This window comes from Modestobacter excelsi (assembly GCF_005930495.1).
GTDB lineage: Bacteria > Actinomycetota > Actinomycetes > Mycobacteriales > Geodermatophilaceae > Modestobacter > Modestobacter excelsi.
The window spans coordinates 91885-117653 of sequence record NZ_SJEX01000003.1 but is presented as its reverse complement, the minus strand read 5'-3'; the positions used below and the strand labels follow the sequence as shown (position 1 = coordinate 117653).

At 74.7% G+C, this 25769-nt stretch carries 20 protein-coding genes and 1 pseudogene; 10 read left to right on the top strand and 11 right to left on the bottom strand.

Annotation, left to right across the window (positions count from 1 at the left end; genetic code table 11):
- Positions 1 to 135 precede the first annotated feature (135 nt).
- Positions 136 to 582: pseudogene (locus tag FHL80_RS26045) on the top strand (DUF2652 domain-containing protein); the annotation flags it as partial.
- 196 nt (positions 583 to 778) lie between these two features.
- Complete coding sequence (locus tag FHL80_RS02325) at positions 779 to 2323, top strand: cyclic nucleotide-binding domain-containing protein (RefSeq protein WP_342777302.1); 1545 nt, start codon at positions 779 to 781, stop codon at positions 2321 to 2323.
- A 380-nt stretch (positions 2324 to 2703) separates the two neighbouring features.
- Here FHL80_RS02325 and FHL80_RS02320 read toward each other — a convergent pair whose 3' ends face one another.
- Positions 2704 to 3168, bottom strand: coding sequence for a hypothetical protein (locus FHL80_RS02320; RefSeq protein WP_216870356.1), 465 nt, complete (start codon positions 3166 to 3168; stop codon positions 2704 to 2706).
- A gap of 346 nt (positions 3169 to 3514) precedes the next feature.
- Positions 3515 to 4099, bottom strand: a complete 585-nt coding sequence (locus FHL80_RS02315; protein ID WP_138731856.1) for a hypothetical protein — start codon at positions 4097 to 4099, stop codon at positions 3515 to 3517.
- A gap of 293 nt (positions 4100 to 4392) precedes the next feature.
- Here FHL80_RS02315 and merB point away from each other — a divergent pair, with 293 nt between their 5' ends.
- Together merB and FHL80_RS02305 are read left to right on the top strand one after the other, a co-directional pair.
- A complete protein-coding gene (gene merB, locus FHL80_RS02310) occupies positions 4393 to 4836 on the top strand; it encodes an organomercurial lyase (RefSeq protein WP_138731855.1) in 444 nt (147 codons plus the stop codon).
- Positions 4837 to 4842: 6 nt separating this feature from the next.
- A complete protein-coding gene (locus tag FHL80_RS02305) occupies positions 4843 to 5052 on the top strand; it encodes a hypothetical protein (RefSeq protein ID WP_138731854.1) in 210 nt (69 codons plus the stop codon).
- 21 nt (positions 5053 to 5073) lie between these two features.
- On the opposite strand, the gene FHL80_RS02300 is transcribed toward FHL80_RS02305, so the two are convergent.
- The 3 genes from FHL80_RS02300 to FHL80_RS02290 form a co-directional block, all read right to left on the bottom strand.
- The gene (locus FHL80_RS02300) at positions 5074 to 6345 is read right to left on the bottom strand and encodes a WS/DGAT domain-containing protein (protein WP_216870355.1); all 1272 of its coding nucleotides are present in this window, start codon (positions 6343 to 6345) and stop codon (positions 5074 to 5076) included.
- 70 nt (positions 6346 to 6415) lie between these two features.
- On the bottom strand, positions 6416 to 8029 hold the full coding sequence (locus FHL80_RS02295) for an asparagine synthetase B family protein (protein ID WP_138731852.1): 1614 nt from the start codon (positions 8027 to 8029) through the stop codon (positions 6416 to 6418).
- Positions 8029 to 8943: a DUF5715 family protein gene (locus tag FHL80_RS02290; RefSeq protein WP_138731851.1), complete on the bottom strand. Its 915-nt coding sequence runs from the start codon at positions 8941 to 8943 to the stop codon at positions 8029 to 8031. The genes FHL80_RS02295 and FHL80_RS02290 overlap by 1 nt, the downstream gene beginning before the upstream one ends.
- A 283-nt stretch (positions 8944 to 9226) precedes the next feature.
- Here FHL80_RS02290 and FHL80_RS02285 point away from each other — a divergent pair, with 283 nt between their 5' ends.
- Positions 9227 to 11635 carry a lysylphosphatidylglycerol synthase transmembrane domain-containing protein gene (locus tag FHL80_RS02285; protein WP_138731850.1) on the top strand — a complete coding sequence of 803 codons (2409 nt, stop codon included), beginning with the start codon at positions 9227 to 9229 and terminating at the stop codon, positions 11633 to 11635.
- A 3-nt stretch (positions 11636 to 11638) separates the two neighbouring features.
- Here FHL80_RS02285 and FHL80_RS02280 read toward each other — a convergent pair whose 3' ends face one another.
- Both FHL80_RS02280 and FHL80_RS02275 read right to left on the bottom strand, forming a co-directional pair.
- Positions 11639 to 12454, bottom strand: coding sequence for a methyltransferase domain-containing protein (locus tag FHL80_RS02280; protein WP_138731849.1), 816 nt, complete (start codon positions 12452 to 12454; stop codon positions 11639 to 11641).
- Positions 12451 to 15123: an adenylate/guanylate cyclase domain-containing protein gene (locus tag FHL80_RS02275; protein WP_216870354.1), complete on the bottom strand. Its 2673-nt coding sequence runs from the start codon at positions 15121 to 15123 to the stop codon at positions 12451 to 12453. Before FHL80_RS02275 ends, FHL80_RS02280 begins: the two co-directional genes overlap by 4 nt.
- Positions 15124 to 15264: 141 nt before the next feature.
- Here FHL80_RS02275 and FHL80_RS02270 point away from each other — a divergent pair, with 141 nt between their 5' ends.
- On the top strand, positions 15265 to 15654 hold the full coding sequence (locus FHL80_RS02270; RefSeq protein ID WP_138731847.1) for an ester cyclase: 390 nt from the start codon (positions 15265 to 15267) through the stop codon (positions 15652 to 15654).
- 21 nt (positions 15655 to 15675) lie between these two features.
- On the opposite strand, the gene FHL80_RS02265 is transcribed toward FHL80_RS02270, so the two are convergent.
- Both FHL80_RS02265 and FHL80_RS02260 read right to left on the bottom strand, forming a co-directional pair.
- A complete protein-coding gene (locus FHL80_RS02265; RefSeq protein ID WP_138731846.1) occupies positions 15676 to 16110 on the bottom strand; it encodes a hypothetical protein in 435 nt (144 codons plus the stop codon).
- Positions 16111 to 16312: 202 nt separating this feature from the next.
- A complete protein-coding gene (locus FHL80_RS02260) occupies positions 16313 to 19309 on the bottom strand; it encodes an AfsR/SARP family transcriptional regulator (RefSeq protein WP_138731845.1) in 2997 nt (998 codons plus the stop codon).
- A gap of 145 nt (positions 19310 to 19454) precedes the next feature.
- Between FHL80_RS02260 and FHL80_RS02255 the strand changes: the two genes are divergently transcribed.
- Both FHL80_RS02255 and FHL80_RS02250 read left to right on the top strand, forming a co-directional pair.
- On the top strand, positions 19455 to 20081 hold the full coding sequence (locus FHL80_RS02255; RefSeq protein WP_138731844.1) for an FMN-dependent NADH-azoreductase: 627 nt from the start codon (positions 19455 to 19457) through the stop codon (positions 20079 to 20081).
- Positions 20082 to 20101: 20 nt separating this feature from the next.
- The gene (locus tag FHL80_RS02250) at positions 20102 to 20323 is read left to right on the top strand and encodes a hypothetical protein (RefSeq protein ID WP_138731843.1); all 222 of its coding nucleotides are present in this window, start codon (positions 20102 to 20104) and stop codon (positions 20321 to 20323) included.
- Between the two features lie 7 nt (positions 20324 to 20330).
- On the opposite strand, the gene FHL80_RS26640 is transcribed toward FHL80_RS02250, so the two are convergent.
- Entirely contained in the window at positions 20331 to 20459 is a 129-nt protein-coding gene (locus tag FHL80_RS26640) for a hypothetical protein (RefSeq protein ID WP_281283417.1), read from the bottom strand.
- Positions 20460 to 20581: 122 nt separating this feature from the next.
- Positions 20582 to 21982, bottom strand: a complete 1401-nt coding sequence (locus FHL80_RS02240) for an FAD-binding oxidoreductase (RefSeq protein ID WP_138731842.1) — start codon at positions 21980 to 21982, stop codon at positions 20582 to 20584.
- Between the two features lie 410 nt (positions 21983 to 22392).
- Here FHL80_RS02240 and FHL80_RS02235 point away from each other — a divergent pair, with 410 nt between their 5' ends.
- The gene (locus FHL80_RS02235) at positions 22393 to 24522 is read left to right on the top strand and encodes an MMPL family transporter (protein ID WP_138731841.1); all 2130 of its coding nucleotides are present in this window, start codon (positions 22393 to 22395) and stop codon (positions 24520 to 24522) included.
- 154 nt (positions 24523 to 24676) lie between these two features.
- The gene (locus FHL80_RS02230; RefSeq protein WP_246078401.1) at positions 24677 to 25738 is read left to right on the top strand and encodes a transglycosylase domain-containing protein; all 1062 of its coding nucleotides are present in this window, start codon (positions 24677 to 24679) and stop codon (positions 25736 to 25738) included.
- The last annotated feature ends 31 nt before the right edge of the window (positions 25739 to 25769 follow it).

Sequence of the window (25769 nt, the reverse complement as noted above, 5' to 3'; positions counted from 1 at the left end):
TGACGTGGGCCACGGCAGCACCGCCGTCGACCGAACTCCACCGATACGCCGTCGACCTGCACGGATCCGATCACGGCTCCAGCCCGCGCTCACGCAGACGACTCCGCAGCCCCCGCATCCCGTTGATGTCCGCCCATGGCGACCCGGCGTGCCCTGCTCCTCATCGCCGACATCGGCGGCTACACGGAGTACATGCAGTTCCACCGCAGCATGCTCGGGCACGCGGAGGCGGTCACGAGACGCCTGCTGGACAAGATCGTCGGTGCCGCGCGCGACTTCGACCTCATCGAGATCGAGGGCGATGCGGCCTTCCTCTCCCGGGACGCCGACGGGCTGGACGGAGCCGCGACGCTCGCCGCCGTCACCCGGGCAGCCGTCGAGATGCACCGTGCCTTCCACACGCAGCGCCGGCTCGTCGAGCTCAACATGTGCCCCTGCCAGAGCTGCACGAAGACCAGCGCCCTGAAGCTGAAGTTCGTCGCGCACGTCGGGGACGTCGCGACTCAGACGATCCGGCACCGGAAGAAGCTCGTCGGCCTGGACGTGATCTACGTCCACCGGCTGCTCAAGAACGCCGTCACGGTGCCGGAGTACCTCCTGGTCTCCGACGACCTCTTCCGGAACGGTGGCACCACCTCCACCGAGCTGGTCGTCCACGAGATCGCCCAGGACCTCGAGGACATCGGCCGGGTGCAGACCTTCTACGTCGACGTCCAGGACATGTCCACGCCGCTGACGCCGATCGGTCACCCGCAACCGCAACCTCCGGCTCGCGCAGCTGTCGTCGCTGCTGGCCTGGACCGGCGAGTTCCTCTTCCTCTCCGCGATGACGGTGTACGCCTTCGACGAGAACGGCGCGGCCGGCGTGGGCCTGGTCGGGTTCCTGCGAGTGCTGCCGGCGACGGTGGCGCTCCCCTGGCTGGGCGCGCTGGCCGACCGCGTCTCGCGCCGCCGACTGCTCGTCATCGCGTGCACGCTCCGTGCGGCCACCGCAGCGGGAGCGGCGGTGGCCGCCGCACAGCCGGCCGTGGTCTACACGTTGCTGACCCTGTCGACGGTCTGCCATGCCGCCTACCGGCCGGTCCTCGCCGCCCTGTTCCCCACCCTGTGCACCACCCCCGACGAGCTGACCGGGGTGAACGCGGTCCGGGCCATCCTCGACGGGGCGGCGGGGCTGGCCGGCCCCCTCGCCGCCGCCGCGCTGCTTGCGGCGTACGACCCGGCGGCCGCGTTCGCCGCGGTGGCCCTGCTCGCCGGTGCCGCCGGCGTGCTCGCTGCCGGGCTGCGGTACGAGTCGCCCCGCCGCACCGCGTCCGACGGGCCGGCCGGCCGGGTCGGGGTGGTCGCCGACGTGGTCGAGGGCCTGCGCGAGCTGCGCCGACGCCGCCGGGCGCTCGAGGTCATCGTGCTGGGCGGCGCGCAGTGCCTGGTCCGCGGCGCGCTCACCGTGCTGGCCGTGGTGGTGGCCGTGCAGGTCACCGACCTGGGCCGCCCGGGGGTCGGGGTCCTCTGGGCGGCGTTCGGGGTCGGCGGGTTCGCGGCGGCGATGGCGTCGATCGGCGCCGCGGGGAGCGCCCGGCTCGGCACGCTCTTCGGTGCCGGGATCGCGCTGTGGGGTGTGCCGATCGTCCTCATCGGCCTGCTGACGGGCAGCCCCGTGGCAGTCGGCGCCTTCGTGGTCATCGGCGCCGCCAACGCGCTCGTCGACGTCACCGGGTTCACGCTGCTGCAGCGGCTCGTCCCCGATCAGACGCTGGCTCGCGTGCTCGCCCTGACCGAGGCGGTCTTCTCGCTCGCGGTGGCGCTCGGCTCGCTGGCGATCCCGTTCCTCCTCGCTGTGCTGGGCGACACCGCTGCGCTCGTCGTCACCGGCGGCATCCTCCCGGTGGTGGTCATGGCGCGCTGGGCCGGCCTCCGGGCGATCGATGCGGACATCGGCGTGCGGAAGGACCGGATCGTGCTGCTGCGCCGGGTCGGCATGTTCCGGCTCCTGCCCGTCCCGGTCATCGAGAGCCTGGCGCAGCGGCTGGACAGGTCACGTGTCCCGGCGCAGACCGACGTGTTCCGGCAGGGTGACCCCGGCGACGGGTTCTACGTCATCCAGTCCGGCCGGGTGGCCGTCCTCGACGACGACCGAGAGATCCGCCGGATGGGTCCCGGCGAGGCCTTCGGCGAGATCGCGCTGCTCCGGGCGGTGCCGCGGACGGCGACCGTGCGTGCCGTCGAGGACACCGAGCTCGCCACCCTGAGCGGGCCCCACTTCCTCTCGGCGATCACGGGCTCGTCCACCCACCTCCTCGGCCGCCGAGCAGTTGGTCGGTGAGTACCTCTCCCACGACCGGCAGCGGCACACGGACCCGCCGGGCACCGACCCCGACGGCCGACCAGCTCCGCACTGACGAGGCACGCTCGCGGCCGGCACAGGCGGGAGGACCCCCGTCACCGCGGAGGACCTCGGTGCGCAGCGTGCCCTGTGCCATGGGCATCTCGCTCGACGGTCACCTCGTCGGACCGGACGGCGGCTCGGGCGGTGCAGACCGAGCCGGCCCGGCGGGCGCAGGTCCCGTCGCCGCCCGCCCGGAGCTGAGCGTGCGTCGTCCGGGGCGGCGTTGCCCTCGGCGTCGCAGGGCACCGACCGGGGCCCGGCTGCGCACGACGACGTGCGTGCATCCCGCACCGGGCCGCCGATCGGGCTGACGACGGCTACCCGCCGGAGGCCATGGCGCCCTGCGTGGAGCGCTGGGCGGCGGGGACCCCGGAACCGGTCCACGCCCACATGGTCCAGTGGTAGCTGCCGTCCTCCTCGACCTCGTACTCGATGACGTCGGCGACCTCGGTCACCGCGGCCAGCATGCCGGTGGCCGAGAGGAACGAGCCGGTGACGCCGAAGCTGGCCTGGTAGCCGGGGCCGGTCGGACGACCGACCCCACCGCCCACCCAGTCGGCGACGTCGCCCGTCGGCGACATCATCAGCACGTGCCCCTCGCCGTACAGCACTCCTTCGGGCCGGATCGTCTGCCGGTACGTGCCGGTGTCGTTGATCTCCTGGCCCAGCAGCTGTCCCCGGCCCTGGAAGGACACCTCCAGCCAGACCTGCGCCCCCTCGGTCGGCAGGACCCGGATCGCGGTGAACCTGCCCGAGGACTCACCCAGTTTGTCGCCCAGCATGACCTGCACCCCCTCGACGGCGGGCCCCGGTTGCCGGTGCCCGCCACGGACCGACATGTCAGTGCCTCGCTCCGGGGCAGACCCGAGCGGCGTCGACGACACCAGCCGCTCCGGCGGTGCGCGCGGTCCGGAAGGCCGTCCCGGGTACCCGGTGACCGACGACGTCCCGGGTACCGGATCAGGATGGTCCGGCCACGCTCCCCGGAGAAGCGGTCCTGCTGCCCCGACCGGAGCCCATCCCGCCCCGGCATCCGGCGGTGGCGAGGCGTCGCTCACGGCGCAAGCGTCCCGACTCCCCGTGAGACACGGCGGGAGCCACCTCAGCGGACCGCGGGCACGGCCATGGTCACGGCGAGACCCGCACGAACTCCTGTCGGTCGAGGCGCCAGCGCACGGTGAGGGGCACGGAGGGGCCGCTGGCGTGGTAGTCGTCCGGCCCGTAGGCCGTCATCGCCGCGACGATCTCGCCGTCCTGGACCGACAGCCCCGCCCGGTCGTACACCGGTGGCAGTTGCATGGCCTCCGCCATCGTGCGCGGGCTGGGCAGGGTGCCCAGCGGGCGACCGGTCGAGGAGAAGACCTGCACCTCCTGCACGATGCCGTTGGACGGCTGCGGCGAGCAGTCCAGCGCGACGACGGAGTCGGGCGCACCATCGCCGTCCACGTCACCGCTCGCCGTGGCCGTGACCCGGACGTCGTAGTGGTCGTAGTGCGGCGGGCGGGTGTCGTCGGCGGGGACCCGCGCGCTGCCGTCGACCACGGTCGCGGGGAAGCCACCGGGGACGATGCCGTCACAGGTCACCTGGTAGGTCGTGTTCAGCCAGTCGACTGCTGCGGCCGTCGGAGGAGGCGCCGCACCGGTCTGCTGCGCAGCGGCGCACCCGGGCAGCAGGAGGCAGGCCAGGGCGACCACCGTGCGGCCCCGGGACACCGCTCTCCCAGGGTCGCTCCACGACATGGACATCGGCGACCACCGCGCCCTCTCCGGACCGGACGGAACGGTTCCCGTCCTGACCCGAGCGTCCCACCGGCCCCGCTCCCCGTGCGGAGGTGGAGCGGCGCGCCCGCCGTGCCGGGCGAGCCGGTGCACCCGCCCGGCCGGGTGACTGCGGACAGTGAGGGGCCGGGAACGGGCAGGGGTGGCACCGAGCCGGCATCGGGCCACGGACCCGAGGGGCTCCCGACCCGTTCCCGGTGGGCCGGCAGCGGGGCCACACTCCGCGCATGGACCCCGCCGACGTCTCCCTGCGCAACACGACCTACGGCATGTTCGTCGCCCTCGGTCGGGCGCCGTCGGCGGAGGAGGTCGCCGCCTCGACGGGCTCGACGGCCGTCGACGTGCTGGCGGGATGGCGCCGTCTGCACGACGGCCACGCCCTCGTCCTCGACGCCGAGGGGACGGAGATCCGCATGGCCAACCCCTTCTCCGCCGTCCCCACGGCGTACCGGGTGCTGGCCCACGGCCGCTGGTGGTACGCGAACTGCGCCTGGGACGCCTTCGGGATCTGCGCTGCGCTGGACACCGACGGGCAGGTCCGGGCGTCCTGCCCCGATTGCGGTGAGCCACTTGCGATCACCGTCCAGGGCCAGCACCTGGACCAGCCGTCCCTCGTCTTCCACTGCCTGGTCCCTGCGCAGCGGTGGTGGGACGACATCGCCTTCACCTAGAGCACGATGAACCTCTTCCGGTCGGAGGAGCACGTCGACCGCTGGCTGGGCTCCCGGTCCCCCGGGGCGATGCTGCCCGTGACCACGCTGAACGCCCTTGCGCGGGGCTGGTGGGGCGACCGCCTCGACCCTGGGTGGACGCCCCACTCCCGCGAGCAGAACCAGGCCGTCCTGGAGGGCCTGGGGTTGGTCGGTGGGTTCTGGCAGCTCGGCTGACGCGGTCACCGCCTCCAGGACTCAGCCCGGAAGCGCGTCCTCCTGTCCGGCGAGCTGCAGTTCGGTGGCCGCCTCCTCCACGGCGCCGGCCAGCACGTCGAGCTCCCCGACGACCGAGGGGTCCGCGACCAGTCCGAAACCCAGCCGGTCGCCGACGGACAGCACCGCCACCCGCAGCGCGTGGTGCTCGGCGACCTCCACCAGGGGCTGGACGGCGGCGACGGGCGCGCCCAGCACGGTGACCGGCCGGTCGGGACCGCGCACGTTGGACACGTTGAGTGCGAAGGACCGCCCACTGCGCTGCAGTCGCTGCGACCACTCCGCCAGCCGCGGCGAGTGGCGGGCCATCCGGGCCATCAGCTCGTCGAGCTGCTCGGCGTCGTGGCGGGCCTTGCGCTGGGCCGTCTCCCGGCGGACGGCCGCCAGCCGTGCCAGAGGGTCCGGCTCGTCCACCGGCAGGTCGACCCGGAACCAGGAATCGCGGTTCCCGGCCTGGTCGCCGTCGTGGTGCAGGGTCACCGGCACCTTGACCCGCAGCCCGGACAGCGGTCCGTGCCGGTGCTCCAGCCACCGGCGCAGCGCACCGGCCACCACCGCGAGCACGGCGTCGTTCACCGTCGCGCCGGCGACCCCGCGGGCGGCCTCGCGCAGGGCGGACACCGGTGCGGTGGCGAGGGCGACGTCCCGCTCGCGGCCGATGGCCGCGTCGAACGGGGAGCGCCGCAGGCCGGGGACGAGCTCCCCGGTCAGCACGCCGGCCAGCGAGGGCCGGTGGAGGTCGGCCGCGGACGTCCCCGGCCGGGCGGCCCCGGTGCTGCGCCCGCCGGTCTCCGGCGCCGGGTCCCACAGCACGCCGTCGGCCAGCCGCATCACCGTGCCGCCGTCGGCCAGCGCGTGGTGGACCCGCCACACCAGGACCGCTCCACCAGCTGCCAACGGGCCGACGAGGTCCATCCGCCACAGCGGCCGGGTCCGGTCGAGGTGCTCACCGAACAGCCGGGCCAGCTCCTTGCGCAGCCCGGCCGGGTCCAGCGGGGCGGCCGGGGTGGCCGACCGGACGTGCGCCGCCACGTCCAGCGTCCCGTCCGGGCACCACGCCGGCTCCCCGGCCGTGCCGCCCAGCCGCCAGGTCAGCCGCGGAGCCCCGGGCAGCCGGTGGCTGACCGCCTCGCGGAGCTCCTCGAGACCGGGCGCGCCGTCCGGCAGGTGGACCACCGTGGCCGTGTGCCCAACGAGGTGCGGCCCTTCCAGGGCGAGGATCGTCCGGTCCTCGGCGGTCAGCGGGACCTGCACGGCAGCAGCGTCCCGCTCCGGTGCCGTCGAGGCAAGCACGCCGACCCGTGCTCGCCGGGAGCCCGGCCTGCTAGCCCGGTGCCGCCTCGGGAAGGCCCGGAGGAAGAGCCGCTCCGCGGCGGCGGACCAGGTCGGTGAGGTTCCAGCGGACGGCCCCGGCGAAGTCCCGGCCATGTTCGGCGAGCGTGAGGTCCCGGGCGGGCCGGGCTGCTGCCACGGCGGCGTCCAGGTCGTAGCCGTGGTCCTTGAGGACCTCGGAGAAGTCGCGCTGCAGCGGTGCGAAGCACTGGTACCCGTGGCTGCGGTACATGGCCGGGAACAGCGGCCGGAACAGGCGGATCCGTTCGTGGAGCCCGCTGGAGTGCGACATCGGGTCCTTGTGCCGCGCCGTCACGTAGCCGGGGAGGACATCGGAGAAGGCGTGCCGCAGGATCCACTTCTCGTAGCCGTCCCGCTGCTTGAGCTCCTGCGGTATGCGCATCGCGAGGTCGAGCATCGCCAGGTCGAGGAACGGCACCCGGGCCTCGACCCGGTGGCTCATCGAGGTCCGGTCCACCCGCTGGAGCTCGGTGTGGCTCAGGTAGCGGATCTTGTGCAGGAAGAGCCGGCGGGCGTCCTCCGGGGCGATCCGGCGGTACATCTCGTAGCCCCCGAACAGCTCGTCCGACCCGTCCCCGGTCAGCACCACCTTGACGCCGGCCTCGTGCACGGCGGCGAAGAGGCGCTGGGAGACGACGGCGTTGATGATGTCCCCGTACTCGGTGAGCTCCGAGACCCTCATCGCCTCACGGACGTCGCGACGCCGCAGCTCGCGGGGTCGGACGGGGACCACGACGTGCTCCACCCCGAGATCGGCGGTGAGCCGTCGGGCGTACGCCAGGTCCGCACTGCCCTCGACCCCCACGGTGAAGGCGACGCAGTCCGGGTGCAGCGCGCGGACCTCCACCAGGGTGAGGGAGCTGTCCAGCCCGCCGGAGAGCACGACACCGACGCGCAGGTCGGTGTCCACCCGGATCCGGACGGCGTCGGTGAAGGTCTCCCGGAGCGCGGCTGCGGCTTCCTCCACGTCGGCGAGGACCGGCCGCCCCTCGCCCAGGCGGTACAGGTCGACGTAGGGGTGCAGGTCCGGGGCCGTGTCCGGATCGGCCCAGCCGCAGTGCCCGGGCGGGACCTCGTGGACCTCGGTGCCGAGCGGCACCAGGGCCTTGATCTCCGAGGCGATGTGCAGGCGTCCGGCCGCGCTCGCCCAGTACAGGGGTTTGACCCCGGCCGGGTCGCGGGCCAGGAACACCCGGCGGGTGCCGCGCTCGACGACGGCGAAGGCGAACTCGCCGCGCATGTGCCTCAGCGCGTCCTCCCCCCAGGCGAGGACGGCCTCCAGGACGACCTCCGTGTCACTGGTCGACCGGGTGCGGCGGCCGTCCGCGTGCAGCCGGGCACGCAGCTCGGCGTGGTTGAACACCTCACCGTTGAAGGTCAGCGCCCACCTGCCGTCACCGGACGTCCACGGCTGGACGGCCCGGTCCCGGTCCACGATGCGCAGCCGGGCGGTGCCGAGCAGGGCCTCCTCGTCGCACAGGACCTCGTCGACCTCACCGCGGGCGGACACGGCGGCCAGCATCGTGTCGAACACCGCACGCCGGCTCGCGGCGCCCGGGCCGAGGAGCACGGCGATCCCGCACATCAGCGCGCCTGACCGACCGCGGTCAGCAGGGGCTGGGCCGCGGCCTCGTACCGGCCCACCCATGCCGGGTTGAGGCACAGGTGCCAGGCCTGGCCCTCGTCGATCACGTTGAGCACCCCCGCGTCCCGGTAGCCGGTCAGGACCTGCTGCAGCGGTGCGGCGACCCCGTTGCGGCGGAGCCAGGTCATCTCGAGGTCCGCGGCGTACCCGACGCAGTGCGCGCTGGGGAGGAAGGCGGAGTAGCCGAGGTCCCTGAGCCGCTGCTGGCCCTGGTTGCTGCGCACGATGCAGTTCACCCACAGGCCCCGGCTCCATCCTCCAGCGGCCTGGGCGAAGGACGTCGCGATCTCGGTCAGCAGACCGATCATCGCCGGTCGCGCCAGCGGGAAGCTCAAGCCGGAGGACTGCGGCTCACGGCCGGGCGCGCACCGGCGGACCGCGTAGTTCCGGGCGCGACCGGCCAGCCCCGTCGCACCGACCCGGAAGGAGAAGGGCAGGCGGTGCTGCTGCTGGAGCAGGCGCAGGGAGGTCAGCTCCGGAGAGCCCAGGACGGCACGGTCATCGGGGAAGGGCGCGACCGAGGACCACCAGACGACGTCCACCTGGTGCAGCAGGAGGATCTTGAGCAGGGTCGCCGGTGTCGAGGCGTTGGAGCGGGCGCTGGACCGGAAGGCGAGCACGTCGCGTTCGATCCGCGCGAGTGCGCCCTCCGCGCCCTCCGGCAGGCGGTCCAGGAGGACGCGCACCGCCGGTAGGTCGGCGGCGACCGCCAGCACCGCACCCGCCGGGGGCGCCTGGCCGGCCGGCAGACCCCCGAGGTGCTGCACGACCGCGTCGACCGCCGCGCGGTAGCCGCTCAGGTGCTCGGCCGTGGGGGCGCCGTTCGTCGTCGTCGCGCCGCGGTCCCCGTCCACTGCGCCGGGACGCTAGCACCGCATCCGGACCGGCCGGAACCCTTCCGGTGGCGCCCTCTCGTGGTCCGGCGGCCGGTGACCCGCAGGCCTCGGACGGCTCTGGACCGGCCCGGGACCTGCTTCGATGGGCGTCCGGGCGTCGACGCCGGATGGCCCGAGGACCGATGTGTCCGTGGAGGGAGTCGGACCCATGGGACGACCGCGTGAGTCGCCACGTCCGAGCGCTCCGGCCCGCGGACCCGCGCCATCGGGTCCCCCGCGCGACGCGCCTGACGGCCCACCGGTGGACGACCCGAGCCTCGTCGCGGCCCGGCCCGTCGTCGTGGCCGATCCCGGGGCCCGCTTCCAGGAGGAGGTCACCGGCTACGACCGCTCCCCCAGCGACGTGCTGCGCACCGTCGTGCTCCTCCTCACCACCCTGCTCGTCGTCGCCCTGGCCACCTGGTCGCGCGACGGGCTGCTGTCGCTCGAGGACGACCTCGCCCAGCGGTCCAGGACGTCGACGGTGGAACGCGTCCTGGTCGGGGCACTGCTCCTGCTGTTGTTCGCGTCCCTGACCGCGGCATGGGTCACCCCGCTCGTGCTCCGCCGCTACCGGCTGTTCGGCTACCTGGCCGTGAGCGGGATCCTCGCGGCGTCGGCCGTGCGGGGGGTCGACTGGTTGCTCGACCGCGGGACCGCCGACGTGCTGCCCCGCGACGGCGCCTGGGGCGGCGCCGACGGCACGCTGACCGTGGCCGGCCTGGCGGTGACCGCCGCGTCGTTCGTGGTGCTCGCCCCGTTCGTGTGCCGGCGGTGGCGCCGGGCAGGGGTCGTGGTGCTCGCCGTGCTCACGCTGCTGCGGCTGGCGGTACCGGTGGCCCTCCCGGCCACCCTGGCCGTCGCACTCGTCCTGGGCGGAGCGGTGGGCTCGGCGACCCTGCTGCTGTTCGGTCGTCCCAGCTCCCGGCCGACACGGGCCGCCATCGCCGCGGCCCTGACCAGCAGTGGGCTGCCGCTGGTCGAGCTGGAACCAGCCGCGGTCGACGCCCGCGGCTCCGTTCCCTACTTCGCGACCCTGGACGACGGGAGCCGGGTGTTCGCCAAGGTCCTCGACGCCGAGCAGCGGGCCGCGGACCTGCTGTTCCGCGCGTACCGGTTCATCCGGCTGAAGAACGTCGGGGACGAGCGGCCGTTCTCCTCGCTGCGCCGCACCGTGGAGCACGAGGCGCTGGTCTCGCTGATGGCCCGCGACGTCGGTGCCCGGACTCCGCGGCTGCGGGCCGTCGCCGCGGTGGGACGCGACTCCATCGTGCTGTCCTACGACCGCATCGACGGCACGACCCTGGACCGGGTGCCGGACGAGGCGGTCACGGTGCCGGTCCTGCGGGGGATCTGGCACCAGGTGGCCCTCCTGCGCCGGCACCGCATCGCCCACCGCGACCTGCGGCGGGCCAACGTCCTCCTCGACGCGGCGGGGGACCCCTGGCTCATCGACTTCGGCTTCAGCGAGGTCGCTGCGGGTCAGGCGCTCCTCGACGCCGACGTCGCCCAGCTCCTCGTCGCGCTGGCGTTGGACGTCGGTGTCGACCCCGTCGTCGACGCCGCGGTCGCCGAGCTCGGGACCGGGGCGGTGGCCGCCTCGCTGCCACGGCTGCAACCGGACACGTTCAGCGGCGCGACGAGGGAGGCGCTCAAGCACCGGGGGGACCTGGTCGGGCAGGTCCGCGCAGCGGTGTCGGCCCGGTCCGGGGTCCCGGAGCCGGAGCTCGAGCACCTGGACAGGATCGGCCCCCGGACCGTCGTGACGATCGCGGTGCTGGCCGCCGTCACGTACGTCCTCGTCCCCCAGCTGGGCGACGTGCCGGGCATCGTCGACCGGGTGCGCGGGGCGGACTGGTCCTGGGCACCGCTCATCCTGGGGATGTCCGCGCTGAGCTACGGAGGCGCCGCGGTGAGCATCCTCGGGGCGGTCCCGGACCGGCTGCGTCTGGCACCGACCCTGGTCACCCAGCTCGCCTCCTCGTTCGCGAGCAAACTGGCACCGGCCGGCCTCGGCGGGATGGCACTGAACGTGCGCTACCTGCAGAAGAGCGGCGTCGACGTGGCGGTGGCCACCTCGGGGGTCGGCCTGGACACCGTGGCCGGGGTCGTCGTGCACGTGTTCCTGCTGCTCACCTTCGCGCTCTGGGCCGGCCGGTCCGTCGTCGGCGCCATCCGGCTGCCGAACCCCGAGGTCCTCGTGTGGGGCGCCTCGGCGGTGGTCGTCCTGGCCGCCGTCATGTTCGCCGTCCCGGCCGTCCGCCGGCTCGTCGCGGTCCGGCTGCTCCCCCTGCTGCGCCGTTCGGTCCACGGGTCCGGGCACGCCCTGCGCAGCCCCGGCAAGCTCGCGCTGCTGCTCGGCGGCTCGGCCGTGGTGACGCTCAGCTACATCACGTGCGTCTACCTGTCGACCCGGGCCTTCGGCGGGGAGCTCAGCTTCGCCACCGTGGGCGCCGTCTACCTCGTCGGCGCGGCCGTCGCGGCCGCAGCGCCCACCCCCGGTGGCCTCGGCGCGCTGGAGGCCGCCGTCATCGCGGGGCTGGTCGCCGGGGGGATGGACCACACCATCGCCGTCCCGGCCGTCTTCCTCTACCGCATCGCGACGTTCTGGCTGCCGACACTGCCCGGCTGGGTCGCCTTCAGCTGGCTGCGCAGGTCGCAGTACGTCTAGGTGTCATGCGGTGGCCGGACGCCGCCCGACGACCTCGACGTGCACGTTGGCGAAGAAGGCATCGGGGTGGCGCATCCACTCCGCCACACCGTCGCGCAGCCGCGCCGTCGCCGGGACGTCGGCCCACTGCCGCTCGACGACGTCCGCGCCGAACGGGCCGTCGATCAACTGGACCATCGCCTCCCCGTGGAGCCGCACGTCCTCCGGACGCCACTTCGTGTCCGCCGACACGCTCACCCCGATGACCGTGAAACCGGCGCTCCGGAGGATCGCCGGGAGCCGCCGTCCCAGCCTGAGGTCGGTCCCCCGGCTCTGGTGCCAGCGCGCGAAGAGCCGGTCGAACTCCTGGAGTGCAGCGCTCGCCTGCCCCCACACCACCGATCCGGCGTCGACGTCGCGAGCAGCGAGCAGGCCGCCGGGGACGAGGACCCGGTGCGCCTCGCGCGCGGCGGTCAGCGCGTCATCGGCCAGGTGCAGGAAGACGTTGTTCTCGAACGCGACGTCGAAGCTCGCGTCGGGGAGGGGCAGTGCACGGACGTCGGCCTCGTGGAAGGTCACATCGGGGAGCCCTGCGACCGCGGCCCGCTCCCGCGCCTCCTCCACGCTGCGCCGGTCGTGGTCCACCCCGGTGACCGGCCCGGGCGCCACGGCCCGGGCGAGACCCACCGTGATGCTGCCCGGCCCGGAGCCGATGTCCAGCAGCCGCACTCCTGGCCGCAGGTACGGCTGCAGGAAGGCGGCCTGGTGGTCGGCGGTCCGCGTGGCGTAGTCCCGGCACAGGCCGGGCGTGACCCCGTGCGCGCGCTCTTCCCCGGTCATCGAGTCTCCTGCCTCGACTGGGTCTCCGGTGGCCGGCCAGCCTCCGCCAGCGTCCGGTCCAGTGCCTCCAGCAGCGGCCACCGCCGCCCCTCCTCCGACGCAGCCGCGTGGGCCGGCTCGCCCAGCTGCTCGCGCGCCCGCGCACCGAGGTCCTCCACGAGCGGCGCAACCGCGGGGAAGAGCATCGTGGCGACGCGGCGGCGAGCCTGATCCGCCGCGGCCAGCGCCCGTGCCGCCACGGCCGGCCGGCCATCGGCCAGGGCCAGCGCCGCCAGCCCCTCGAGCGAGGCGGCGACGCGGGACGGCTGGCCGCTGCCGCGGTTGGCCGCCGCGGCGTCGAGGACCGCCCGTCGCCCCCCGGTGAGGTCGCCCCGGGTCAGCAGCACGAGGCCCCACAGGCTCAGCGCCTGGCCGAGCAGCGCCTCGTCGCCCAGGCGGCCGGCGATCTCGACCGCCTCCCCGTAGTGCTGCTCCGCGGCGGCGAGGTCGCCTCGGAGCACCGCGAGGTGCGCCCGCAGCAGCACCGTGAAACCGACCCCGCTCTCCCGGCCGATCGCGGCCCAGCGCCGCGCGGCCTCCTCCACGGAACGGGAGGCCTCGTCCACGCAGCCGTCGGCCATGGCGGCGAAGACCCCCGCATAGGCCGCGATTCCCTGGTCGTAGGCGTGCTCGGGATCGTCCGGGAGGAACCGCCGGCCCTCGTCCAGGAACGGGCGCACCTCGGTCTCGTGGCCGAGGAGGCCCGCGAGGAGCGCGCGGAGGACCAGCAGCCGACCACGCAGGTCCTCAGGAGCGCCGGTCGCCCGGGACAGCATCTGGTCCAACCACCCAGCGGTCTCCCGCTCGCCGTCCCGTCTCGAGAGGTAGGGCGAGGCACTCCGCAGGAGCCGCGCGAACGTGTCCACGTCGAGGGCGTCGACGGCGCGCTGCAGCGCCGCGCGGAGGTTGGCCCGGTCGGCGTCCAGCCGGGCGAGCAGGTCCGCGAACTCGCGGCGGCCGACGCGCGGCAACGGCTCGGTCATCGACAGCACCCAGTCGGTGTGGCGGCGTTCGGTCTCCGGTCGGTCGGCGGAGGCGGTCAGCTTCTCGACCGCGTAGGTCCGGACCGTCTCGAGCATGTCGAACCGCGGTTCGCTGTCGGCAGCGTCGGGTTCGACCAGCAGGCTGGCGTCCAGCAGGACCGACAGGGCGCCGAGCACGTCGGGCTCCCCGGGCCGGCCGCACACGGCGTCGGCAGCGTCCGGTGTCCACCCGCCCGAGAACGCGGCGAGCCGGACGAAGACCGCCTGCTCGTGCGGTCCCAGCAGGCCAAAGCTCCAGTCCATCGTGGCCCGCAGCGTGCGCTGCCGCTCCGGCAGGTCGACCGGGCCACCGAGCACGTCCAGCCGTTCACCCAGTCGGGCCAGCAGCGCCGCCGGCGGCAGCAGCCGCGTCCGGGCCGCGGCCAGCTCGATCGCCAGCGGCAGCCCGTCGAGGCGCCGGCAGAGCTCGGTCACGGCGGCCTCGTTGGTGGCGTCGACGGAGAACCCGGGCCGCACCGCGGCGGCCCGAGCGGCGAACAGGTCGACCGCGGCGCGCTCGCCCAGCGGCGCCAAGGGGTACTGCCGCTCCGACCGCAGCCGCAGCGCTCGACGGCTCGTCACCAGTGCCACCGCCGCCGGGGCCGCGGCCAGGAGCGCAGCGATCCCCGGGCCGGCCGCCACCACGTGCTCGAAGTTGTCCAGGACCAGCAACGTCCTGTCCTGCGCCAGGGTCGCGCTGATCGCGTCCACCAGGTCGATCCCCAGTTCGCGTGGCGCCCCGACCGCCTCGGCGACCGTGCCGAGCACCAGCCCGGCATCCGCGACCGCGGTGAGCGGTACGAGCACGACCCCACCGGGGAACCCGGCAGCGATCGTCCGGGCGGTCTGCAGCGCGAGGCTCGTCTTGCCGATCCCGCCCGGGCCCGTGACGGTGACCATCCGCGTCTGCGCCTGCGACAGCAGTGAGGCCAGCGCAGCGATGTCGCCCTCCCGGCCCAGCAGCTGCCCGGTGGGGTCCAACAGCATCGGCGAGCGGCCGAGGCTGCGCAGGGCCGGGAAGGCGGTGGGGAGCCCGTCGATGTCCAGCTGGTACAGCGTCACGGGCCGCGGGAAGTCCTTCAGCCGGTGCCCGCCGAGGCGGTGCAGGGCGGTGCCGGCCGGGAGCTCCTCGCCGACGAGGGCCGCTGTCGTCGCCGAGAGCAACACCTGGCCGCCGTGCGCGGACGCCGCGATCCGGGCCGCCTGGTGGACGGCGAGACCCACGAAGCTGTCCCCGACGGGGGTTGCCTCCCCGGTGTGCAGGCCCATCCGCACCAGCAGCCGGATGCCGTCCGGCCACCGGTACGCCGCCAGCGCCCGCTGCGCCTGTGCGCCCGCGGCCACCGCCCGGGCAGCAGTCGGGAAGACCACGAAGAAGGAGTCGCCCTGGGTGTCGACCTCCCGGCCACCGAACCCGGTGAACGTGGCCCTCAGCAGTCGCCGGTGCTCCTCCAGCGCGATCGCGTAGGCGGCCTGGTCTTCCCGGACCAGCCTCGTCGAGCCCGCGATGTCGGTGAAGAGGAACGTCACCGTGCCGCACGGGAGGGCCGGAGCTGCGGGTGGGTCGGGCCCGGCTCCGGTGGGCTGGTCGGCCACGTCCGCCCCCACGACCCGATGCTCCCACCACCGCACCGCGTGCACGAGACGCTGATCCGTGCCGGGATACCCGCTTATCGTCTCCGGCATGGACGTGCCCCTGACCGCCCCTGACACCTCCGCCTGCCCGCCGTGGACGCGGGGACGACCGCGATGAGCGTGGCCGACAACAAGGAGCTGGTGGCCCGCGCCGTCGCCGAGGTGATCAACGGCGGTGACCTCGACGCGGTCGACCAGCTGTACGCGCCCGGGATCGCGCAGGCCGCGAAGGACTGGGTGGCGCCGTTCCGGACCGCCTTCCCCGACGTGGCGATGGAGACCGTCGCCCTCGTCGGGGAGGGCGACACGGTGGTGGGGCACTTCCGCTGCTCGGGCACGCAGACCGGGCCGTGGCGGGACCGGCCGCCGACCGGCCGCGCGTTCCGGGACGTGCGGGAGGTCTACTGGTTCACCGTCCGCGACGGCCGCATCGTCGACTGGTGGGGCCTGGAGGACGACGACGACCGCCGCCGCCAGCTCCGGGGGCGGGCCGCCACCGGCTGACCGTCCCCGGAGCCGTGGTCGTCAGCTCGCGCGGGCGGACCCGACCGTGACGCCGAGGGGCCGGCCGGATCCGCCCGGAACGGCGGGGAGGCGGCGGGCCAGGACGGCGGTCGCGACGGCGACGAGGACTCCGGCCGCCGGCTGCGTCCCGGCGCCGATCCCGGCCATGCCGCTGACGGCGGACAGCGGGAGCGTGACGGCGTAGCCGATGCCGGCCCAACGGAGGCCCGGCGCGGTGCGGGCGACCGCCGTCCCGAACGTGATCGCGGCGACGGTCAAGACGAGGACCGATGCGCCGCTGGTGGCCGTCAGCGCGTCCCGGTAGGCCGTGTCCGCGTTCAGCGCCTCGGCGCCCGGGAGCCCGCTCAGGTACGCCCGGCCGACGCCGGGCTGCACGAACGCCGCACTGCCGAAGGCCGCGGACAGGGAGACCGCCGCGACCACGGTGAGCACCATCCCGGCCAGCGCCCCGCGCCGGGCGCGACCGCGGACCAGGAAGGTCGTGGCGGAGACGACCCCGAGGACCGCCAGCGCCGCACCGCCGATGCTGGCGACCAGGTGGCTGACGAGGAACTGGTCCGTGGTGACGTAGCGGGCGTAGTCCGGCCTGCCTGTCGCGGGACCGTCGGAGCGCTGTCGCGCCCGCGGGCCGCCCGCCTCAGGAGACCCGGGCCTGGTACCCGCAGACGTCCCTCAGCTGGGCGAGCAGCTCCTCGGTGGTCGCGTGCCGACCGGCGGCCTCCGCCGTTCCCAGCTCCGCTCCGGGCGCCGGGCCGAGGAGGTGGCGCCAGGCGTCCAGGCGCCGTTGCTGGCCGGTCGTCCGGTCCAGCCGCGCGTCCAGCCGCAGCTGCTGGGCGTGGCCGAGCAACCGGGCGGCGAGGGCGGCCTCGTGCCGGACCGCCGCCGCCTCGGCGAGCAGTTCCACGCCCTCGACCACCGCGGGCCGGTGCGCCATCCGCAGCGCCTGCTCGGTCGCCTGGAGGTAGCAGGACTGCGCCGCCAGCGGGTCGCCCTGGGCCAGGTGCACCCGTCCGAGGGTCTGCAGGGCGGCGCCGATGCCCTCGGGGTAGCCGACCTGCTCGAAGACCTCCAGGCTCGCCCGGGCCGACGACTCCGCCCCGGTCAGGTCACCTGCGTCGAGGCCGACCCGCGCGTGCTGCTCGAGTCGCAGGCCGACCAGGTGCTGGTCGCCGGACCGCTGCACCACGTGCTGCGCCTCGGCCAGGACGTCGCGGGCCCGCGCCGGGTCCCCCGCGTCCAGGGCGGTCCGGGCGCGGAGCACCAGCCCCAGGCCCGCGCCGGCGTCGTGCCGCTGCGACCGGAAGAGCGCGATGGAGCGGTCCTGCGCCGCGGCCGCCTCGGGCAGGCGCCCGCGCGCCCACCGGACGGTGCCCAGGTGCAGCAGGCTCCGCGCCTCGCCCGGCTCGTCGCCCAGCTCGGCGAAGGCAGCTGCGGCACGGGTGCACTCGTGCTCGGCGGTGTCCAGGTCGCCGACGGACTCCGCGTGCATCCCGGCGGCCAGCTGCAGCCGTGCCGTGGTCAGCGGGTCGTGGGGCCCGGCCGCCGTCGCCTCGTCGATCCACCGGCGTGCCTCGGCGAAGGAGCCCTCGAAGGACCAGAACCAGGACAGCGAGCAGACCATCGTGGCGCCCAGCGACGCCAGGGGGCGCGCACCGGTCAGGCAGTGGGCCAGGGCCGCCCGGAGGTCGGCCGACACGTTCCGCAGCTCGGTGAGCCAGCCCGCCTGGTCGGCCCCGCGGATGGTGCGGTCGGCCTCCTCGGCGAACTGCCGGAACCACCGTGCATGCCGGTCCCGGGTGGTCAGCTCCTCCTGCGGGCGGGCGGCCAGCCGGGCCGACGCGCGGGCCCGGATGGTGTCCAGCAGCCGGAAGTGGTCGTCCTCCGCCACGGCGACCAGCGACTGCCGGACCAGGCTGAGCAGCAGCGTGAGCCCGTCGTCCTCCAGTCCTGCGCCGGCGACCTCGACCGCGGCATCGATCACGAAGGGCCCGCGGAAGACCGACAGCCGGTCGAGGAACAGGGCCTCACCGGCCGAGAGCAGCCCGTAGCTCCAGTCGATGGTGGCCCGCAGTCCGGCGTGCCGTCCCTGACCCGGTCCGTCCAGGCGGAGCCGGTCGGCCAGCAGCTCGGCGGTCTTGGCGGGGCTGAGGGCAGCCGCGTGCCCGGCCGCCAGCTCGATCGCGAGCGGCAGGCCGTCCAGCAGGCGGCACACCGTGGCGACCGCGGCGGCGTTGCCCTCGGAGAGCACGAAGCCCGGTCGCGCGGTGGCAGCACGTGCACAGAACAGCTGGACCGCGTGCGACGCCCGGACCGGTCCCAGGCCGTCCTCGTCCGGCGGCGGGAGGGACAACGGCGGGACCGGCCAGGTCAGCTCACCGGCCACGCCCAGCGGCCGGCGGCTCGTGGCCAGGACCCGCAGCCGGGGGCAGCCGATGACGAGCGCGGTGACCAGCTCCTCCGCCGGGGCCACCACGTGCTCGCAGGTGTCCAGCACCAGCAGCGCGTCCCGGTCCCCCACCCACCGGGCGAGGGCGGCGACCGGGTCCTCGTCGGAGGTCAGGACCGCACCGGCCGCGGCCGTCACCCCGTCGACGACGGCGGTGCGGTCGGTGGCCGCGGACAGGTCGACCCACCAGACCTGCTCCCGGCGCCGCCGGGCGGACTCCGCGGCGAGCCGGGTCTTCCCGGCACCACCGGGGCCGGTGAGCGTCACCACCCTCGCCCGGTCGAGCAGGCCGGCCACGGCGGCCACCTGCTCCTCCCGCCCGACCAGCGAGGTCAGGGACGGCGGGACGGCCCCGACGGTCGTGGTCGGGTCCGCCGCCACCCGGGCCTGCCTCGCCGGCGCGCTGTCCAGGTGCTCGGCGGTGGGCGCCGCCCGGTCGTGCGGGGCGACCTCCAGTGCGCGGTCCTGGCGCAGGATGCGGTGCTCGAGCTCCTGGAGGTCGCGGCTGAGGTCGAGTCCCAGCTCGTCGGCCAGCGTGGTCCGGGCTGCCTCCAGTGCGGCGAGCGCCTCGGCCTGCCGGCCCGACCGGTAGAGGGCGACCGCCAGGGAACCGTGGAGCCGCTCGCGGAACGGGTGCTCGTGCACCAGTTGACTGAGCTCGGGCAGGGCCTCGACGTGACGGCCGACCGCGAGGAGCGCCTCGGCGCGGGCCTCCCAGGCCAGCAGCCGCAGCTCCTCCAGCCGGCTGATGTCGCCCTGGGCGAACGAGTCGTCCCTGGCCTCGCTGAGCGCAGGCCCGCGCCACAACGCGAGCGCCGCGGAGGCCGAGGACAGCCGCTCCAGCGGCGGGACGTCCGTCGCCGTCGCCGTCGCGACGAGTGCCTCGGCACGGACCATGTCGACCGAGTCGGGCGCGACCACCAGCCGGTACCCCGCGAGCACCCGCTCGATCCGGAGGTCGTCCCCGCCGACGGCCCGGCGCAGGTAGGAGACCAGGACCTGCAGCGCGTTCTCCGCGTTGACCGGCGGCTCGTCACCCCAGAGCTGGTCGATCAGCGTGTCCTGGGGAACGGCTCCGCCGCGGCGCAGGACCAGCGACAGCAGCAGCCGGCGCGGCCGCCCCCGCCGCACCGCCAGGCTCACCCCGTCGCGCCAGACCTCGAGCGGGCCGAGCACCAGGAGGTTCACGGACCGGCCTCCTGGTGGGCAGGACGGGCGACGGGCAGCCGCAGGTTACCGCCCAGCCGCGTGACAGCGGGATGACAGAGCCCGCCGCGACAGTCCTCCCGGACGTGGCACCCGGCCACGTCGGAGCTGTCGCCCTGGAGTCCTCATGCCCCGTCTGCTGCACGTCTCCGCGTCCCCGCGTGGCGCTCGGTCCGAGTCCCTCGCGCTGGCCACGACCTTCCTCGACACCTACCGGGAGCTGCACCCGTGGGACACCGTCGACACCTTCGACCTGTGGGACGGCACCCTGCCGGAGTTCGGTCCGTCCGCGGCGGCCGCCAAGATGACGATCTTCGGTGGCGGCACGCCTGCGGGTGCCGAGGCGGAGGCCTGGGCGCGCGCCCGGGCCACGTTCGAGCGCTTCGACTCCTACGACCGCTACCTGTTCAGCGTGCCGATGTGGAACGCCGGCATCCCGTACGTCCTCAAGCAGTTCATCGACGTGGTCAGCCAACCGGGCATGGTCTTCGGGTTCGACCCTGCCTCGGGCTACACCGGGTTGCTGACCGGCAAGAAGGCCGCCCTGGTCCTGACCAGCGCCGTGTACGGACCGGGCCGGCCGGCGTCCTTCGGCTCGGACTTCCAGGCGACGTACATGCGGGACTGGCTGCACTGGGCCGGTGTCCGCGAGGTCGACGAGGTCCACTTCCGCCCGGACCTGGCGACCGCCGACGCCGATGCAGCCCGGGTCCGGGCGCACGAGGTCGCGCGCGAGACCGCCGCGAAGTTCTGACCCGCGCGAGCGCCGCACGGATGACCGGGACGACGGACCGAGCCGCCGGGACGCCCGAACCGGTGGCCTCGGGCAGCCGGGCCGAGGAGGACCTCGTCCGCCGTTTCCTGGCCGACGTCCGGGCCGGCCGCCGGGTGGACCTGGCCGGCCGCTACCTGGCCCGCGCCCGCGGGCGCATCACCCAGTACTGGATCGAGGCCATCCAGGAGGTCCTCCGGCACCCGGGTCCACCCGGGCCGTGAGCGCCGGTCAGCGGTGCATCCGCGGGTCCTCGGTGGGGTCGGCGTACAGCGGCGGGCAGCCGTGCTCGACCGCGTCGGGGTGCAGTTCGTAGTCCCAGGGCTCGTTGCGATCGTCGCCAGCATCACCCGGGTGCACTCGGGGTCCCTGAGCATCGTCCCGCGCCCCGCCGGCGACCTCCGGGTCGCCGTCCAGCTGCCGGCGGCGGGAGCGCGGCCTCCGACGGCGCCCGGTCCCGCGGTGCCGGACGCCCTCTCCGGTCAGCCCGGGGTCCTCCTCGGCGGCGGCACCGGCGAGGGCTCGATGTTCTGGTTGAGGTGGAAGAGGTTCGTCGGGTCGTAGCGGCGCTTGACCTCGGTCAGCCGCTGGTGGTTGGCGCCGTAGTTGTCCGGCGCCTTCTGCTGGTCGTCGGCCGAGGCGAAGTTGACGTAGCCCCCCGTCTGGGTGTGCGGCGCGATCGCCGCGTAGTAGTCGCGCACCCAGGCGGTGTTGGCCTCGTTCTCCGCCGGGTCGGGCCACATGCCGGCGATGTTGATGACGTACCGGGCGTCGCGGTGCCCGAACGCGGTGGCATCCGAGGGCACGTCCTGCACCGCGCCGTCCATCGCGTACATGTGCATGGCGCAGGTGATCGCCGGCATCCGGCCACCCACCTCCATGTGCGCCGCGATCAGGTCGTCGCTGAGCTCGGTGACCCAGGCGTTCTTCCAGTAGTGCTGCAGGCCGGGCGGCAGCAGGGGGTCGAACAGCGCGTTCAGCGCCGGGTACGGCATGGGCGCCACCATCTCGGCCGCCGGTGTGGCCACCTGGCGGAACCGGTCGTAGAAGCGCTGCCCCTCGGCCGGGTCCCCGGTCCAGGGGGAGACGACCACCGCGAACGGCTGACCGACGCGCTCCTCCGGGATGAACGGCAGCGGCGGGGCCAGGTGGATGGCCGGGTACCCGCCGTACTCCCGGGGCGCCTCGTCCAGCATCTCGTCGAAGAACCGGAAGACGGCCGGGCCGTCGGTCAGCTCGAAGAACATGAGCCCGACCAGCAGCTCGCCGACCGGGTGCAGGCGGTAGGTGAAGTCGGTGACGACGCCGAAGTTGCCGCCGCCGCCACGCAGCGCCCAGAACAGGTCGGGGTGCTCGTCCGCGTTGGCCGTCAGCCGGCTGCCGTCGGCGGTGACCACCCGCGCCGACAGCAGGTTGTCGCAGGAGAGCCCGTACGCCCGGCCGAGGTAGCCGATGCCTCCCCCGAGGGTCAGCCCGGCGATGCCGGTGCTCGCGATGATGCCGCCGGTGGTGGCCAGCCCGTGGGCAGCGGTGACGTCGTTGAACCGGCCCCACGTGGTGCCACCGCCGGCGGTCGCGGTCCGCTGGGCGTCGTCGACCTCCACCGCCTGCATCGGCGAGAGGTCCGCGACGACAGCCCCGTCCGCGGTGCCGAACCCGGGCACGCTGTGCCCACCGCCGCGGACGGCGAGGTCCATCCGCTGCTCGGCCGCCAGCCGCACCACGGCGACCACGTCCTCCTCCGTCGCGCAGCGGACGATCGCCGCGGGCCGGGCGTCGATCATCCCGTTGTAGACCCGCCGCGCCTCCTCGTACTCGGGGTGCCCCGGACGGATGACCGTGCCGGTGACCCGATCGGCCAGGGTCGACAGTGCCTGGGTCATGACTGCTCCCTCGTCCACTCGGTGGGCGCGCACCCGCCGTCCGGGAGCGCACGGACTGCGCGGCCGACGCTAGGGGCGCGGCGGCCCAGCGGACACGGCCGAAGGTCCCTTGCGCTCGGCTCAGCCCCTCGTCCGGCGATGCCGGCCTCGGCGCCGGCAGTGCCTGCGGAACCACCCGCCCCGGGTGAACCCCGGGGCCGTGCCCGTGCGGCAGGCTCCTCGAGCGGCCACCCGCTGACCGGTCACGCCCGGCGAGGGGACGGTCACCCGCGAACGGTCCGCGGGACGGTCGTGAGAGCGCTCCACCCGTCCGCGGAAAAGGCGGTGACGAGACTGCCGGGTCTCGCTAGCGTCGCCGCCGCACCCGTCGCCGTCCGGGTCTGCCGGCCCGGGGATCCTGAGAGGGCACCATGGGCAGGTCGTTCGCCTCGCGCGTCAGCCATCCACGCCTCAAGTGGGTGGTGCTCGTCTTCTGGCTGCTGGTGGCCGCCCTCGCGGCCCCGCTGGCGGGCAGGCTCACCGACGAGCAGGTGAACGACATCGCGGCGTGGCTGCCGGCGGACGCGGAGTCGACCCGTGCCCTGCAGCTGCAGACCGAGCTCGGCTCGGACCCCGACATCATCCCAGCCGTCGTGGTCTACGAGCGCGACGGAGGCCTCACCGCTGCCGACACCGCGGCCATCGAGGAGGACGTCCGGCTCTTCGGGGAGCTGGCGGAGCTCGACGGCACCGTGGTCGGCCCCGTCCCCGCCGAGGACGGCGAGGCCGTCCAGCTGATCGTGCCGCTCAACGTGGGTGCCGACGGCTGGGAGCGGATCGCCCCGGTCGTCGACGGGATCCGGGCCGAGGCATCGGACGGCCGGGAGGGCCTGGCTGCCTACGTGACCGGCCCCGCGGGCAGCGCCGCCGACTCGGCGGAGGCCTTCCAGGGGATCGACGGCACCCTGCTGTTCGCGGCCCTGGGCGTGGTCATCGTCATCCTGCTGTTCACCTACCGCAGCCCGGTGCTCTGGGTGCTGCCGATCTTCTCGGCGGTCATCGCCCTGGTCACCTCGCAGGCCGTCATCTACCTGCTGGCCCGCCACGCCGACCTGACCGTCAACGCGCAGAGCGCGAGCATCCTCACCGTGCTGGTCGTCGGCGCCGGCACCGACTACGCCCTCCTCCTGATCGCGCGGTACCGGGAGGAGCTGCGGCTGCACACCGATCGGCACGAGGCCATGACCGAGGCCGTGCACCGGGCCGGGCCGGCGGTGCTGGCCAGCGGCGGCACCGTCGCCCTCGGCATGCTGTGCCTGGTCTTCGCGGAGATGAACTCGACCGCCGGGCTGGGGCCGGTCGCCGCGATCGGCGTCGCGGTCACCCTCATGGTGCTCATGACGCTGCTCCCCGCGCTGCTGGTCATCTGCGGCCGCTGGGTCTTCTGGCCGGTGCGCCCGACCTTCGGCAGCGCCGAGCCGACCGCGACCGGGATCTGGGCCCGGGTGGGCGCCCGGATCCGCCCGCGACCGCGCGCGACCTGGGTCGTCACCAGCGCGCTGCTCCTGGTGGCCTGCGCCGGGGTGTTCCTCCTCTCCCCCAGCGGGCTGACCCAGGCGGAGAGCTTCCGGGGCACGCCGGAGTCGATCCAGGGGGAAGCGGTGGCCGCCGATCACTTCCCGGCCGCCGCGGGCAACTCCGTCTACGTGGTGACCTCGGCCGGCTCGGCCGCAGAGGTGTCCGACACGGTGGCCGCGACCGACGGCATCGCCGAGACCGGGGAGCCGCAGGTCTCCGGCGGCCAGGCCCTGGTCGAGGCCGCGCTGGCCGACCCCTTCGACAGCCCGGCCGCGTACGCCACCATCGAGCGGCTGCGGACGACGCTGGACGACGCAGGTGACGGCGAGGCGCTCGTCGGCGGGAACACCGCGCTGAACCTCGACGTCCAGGAAGCCTCCCAGCGGGACGACCTCGTGGTCATCCCGCTGATCATGCTGGTGGTCCTGGTGGTGCTGGGCCTGCTGCTGCGGGCGCTGGTGGCCCCGGTGATCCTGATCGCCACGGTGGTGCTGTCCTACGGCGCGGCGCTGGGGCTGAGCGCCCTGGTGTTCGAGTGGACGATCGGGGTCACCGCAACGGACAGCTCGTTCCCGCTGTTCGTCTTCGTGTTCCTCGTCGCCCTGGGCATCGACTACAACATCTTCCTGATGACCCGGGTGCGGGAGGAGGCGGCCGACCACGGCACCCGTCGGGCCGCACTGATCGGCCTGGCGGCCACCGGCGGCGTCATCACCTCGGCCGGCCTGGTGCTCGCAGCGACCTTCGCGGTGCTCGGCACGCTGCCGCTGACCTTCCTGACGCAGCTGGGCATCGCCGTCGCCCTGGGGGTGCTGCTCGACACGGTGGTCGTGCGCTCGGTGCTCGTCACCTCCCTCACCCTCGACGTCGGCCGGCACATGTGGTGGCCCAGCGCACTCGCGCAGCGGCCCGACGGACCCGGCGCACCCGCCGAGGGCACCGCTCCGGTCACGAGCGGGTCGGGGGCACCGGCCCGCTCGTGACACCGGGGCGCGCGGGCCGCCCCGGGCCGGCTCGTCGGGGCGGCGCGCGCAGGCACCCGGTCCGTCCACGACGCACCCGGCCCGGTGACCGGATCTCCGCCGGGTCTCTCGTAGCCTGGGACCCGGTCCGTCGGTCCCGGGAGGACAGCACCGCATGCCCTTCGCGTCGCACCGCCGCCGCTCGCCCGACGACGACCCGCCCGGGCAGCAGGGGACGGATCGGACGTCCACCCGGCGGATGGCGCGGCCGGTTGCCGGCGACGAGCTCCCCCGGCACGGCGGCGCACCCGCTCCGCCGGCCGACCCCTGGGCCGAGCCGTCGGCTACGCCTGCGCGCGAGCGCGGTCGCCGGGACACCTGGCGGCGCAGGGGCCAGGCCCCGCCCGCGGACGAGCCGAGGCGTCGGGAGCGCCGCCGGCTGCCCCGACGGGTGCTCCGGCTGCTGGCGGTCACCTTCCTCGTGCAGGCCGTGGTGCTGCTGTCGCTGCGCTGGATCGACCCGCCGACGACGGCGTTCATGCTGGCCAACAGCCAGGGGGCCATCCAGCAGTCGGTGCCGGTCGAGCACGTGTCGCGCAACTTCCTCGCCGCCGTCATCGCGCACGAGGACCAGCCCCTTCCCTACCGCGAGGGAGCGTTCACCTGGGACGAGCTGTACGGCCGCGCCGAGGCGCACCTCCGCGGCGAGGAGGACCCGTCCGGGTCGACCATCCCGCAGCAGGTGGCGAAGAACCTCTTCCTCAACCAGGGGATGAGCGCCTGGCGCAAGGCGGTCGAGGCCGGCCTGTCGGTGGAGCTGGCACTGGTGGTCGACGACCGCCGCATGCTGGAGCTGTACGTGGACCACGCGCAGCTCGGCCCGCGCGTCTACGGCATCTGCACGGCCAGCTGGTACTACTTCGACACACCGCCGTCCACGCTGACGGTCGACCAGGCCGTCCAGCTGGTCGGGCTGCTGCCCTCCCCCGGTCACGTCCAGCGGGCACCCGGCGGCGGGCTGGACTTCGAGGTGGACGACGGCCTCGGCTGGCTGTCGCGCTCGCACGTCCTCAACGCGCAGGCCCGCGTGCCCCGGCACATCGCGGAGAAGGGCTTCCAGCCGGTCGAGGACGCCGGCGTCGAGGGCCTCGCCGAGGACCAGCCGGACTCCGACGACGACTGCTCGGAGATGCCCGCGGAGGTCGCCGAGCTGATCGCCGAGGAGGGCAGCCGCTGACCGCCCTGCTGCGTGCCGAGCAGGGTGGCAC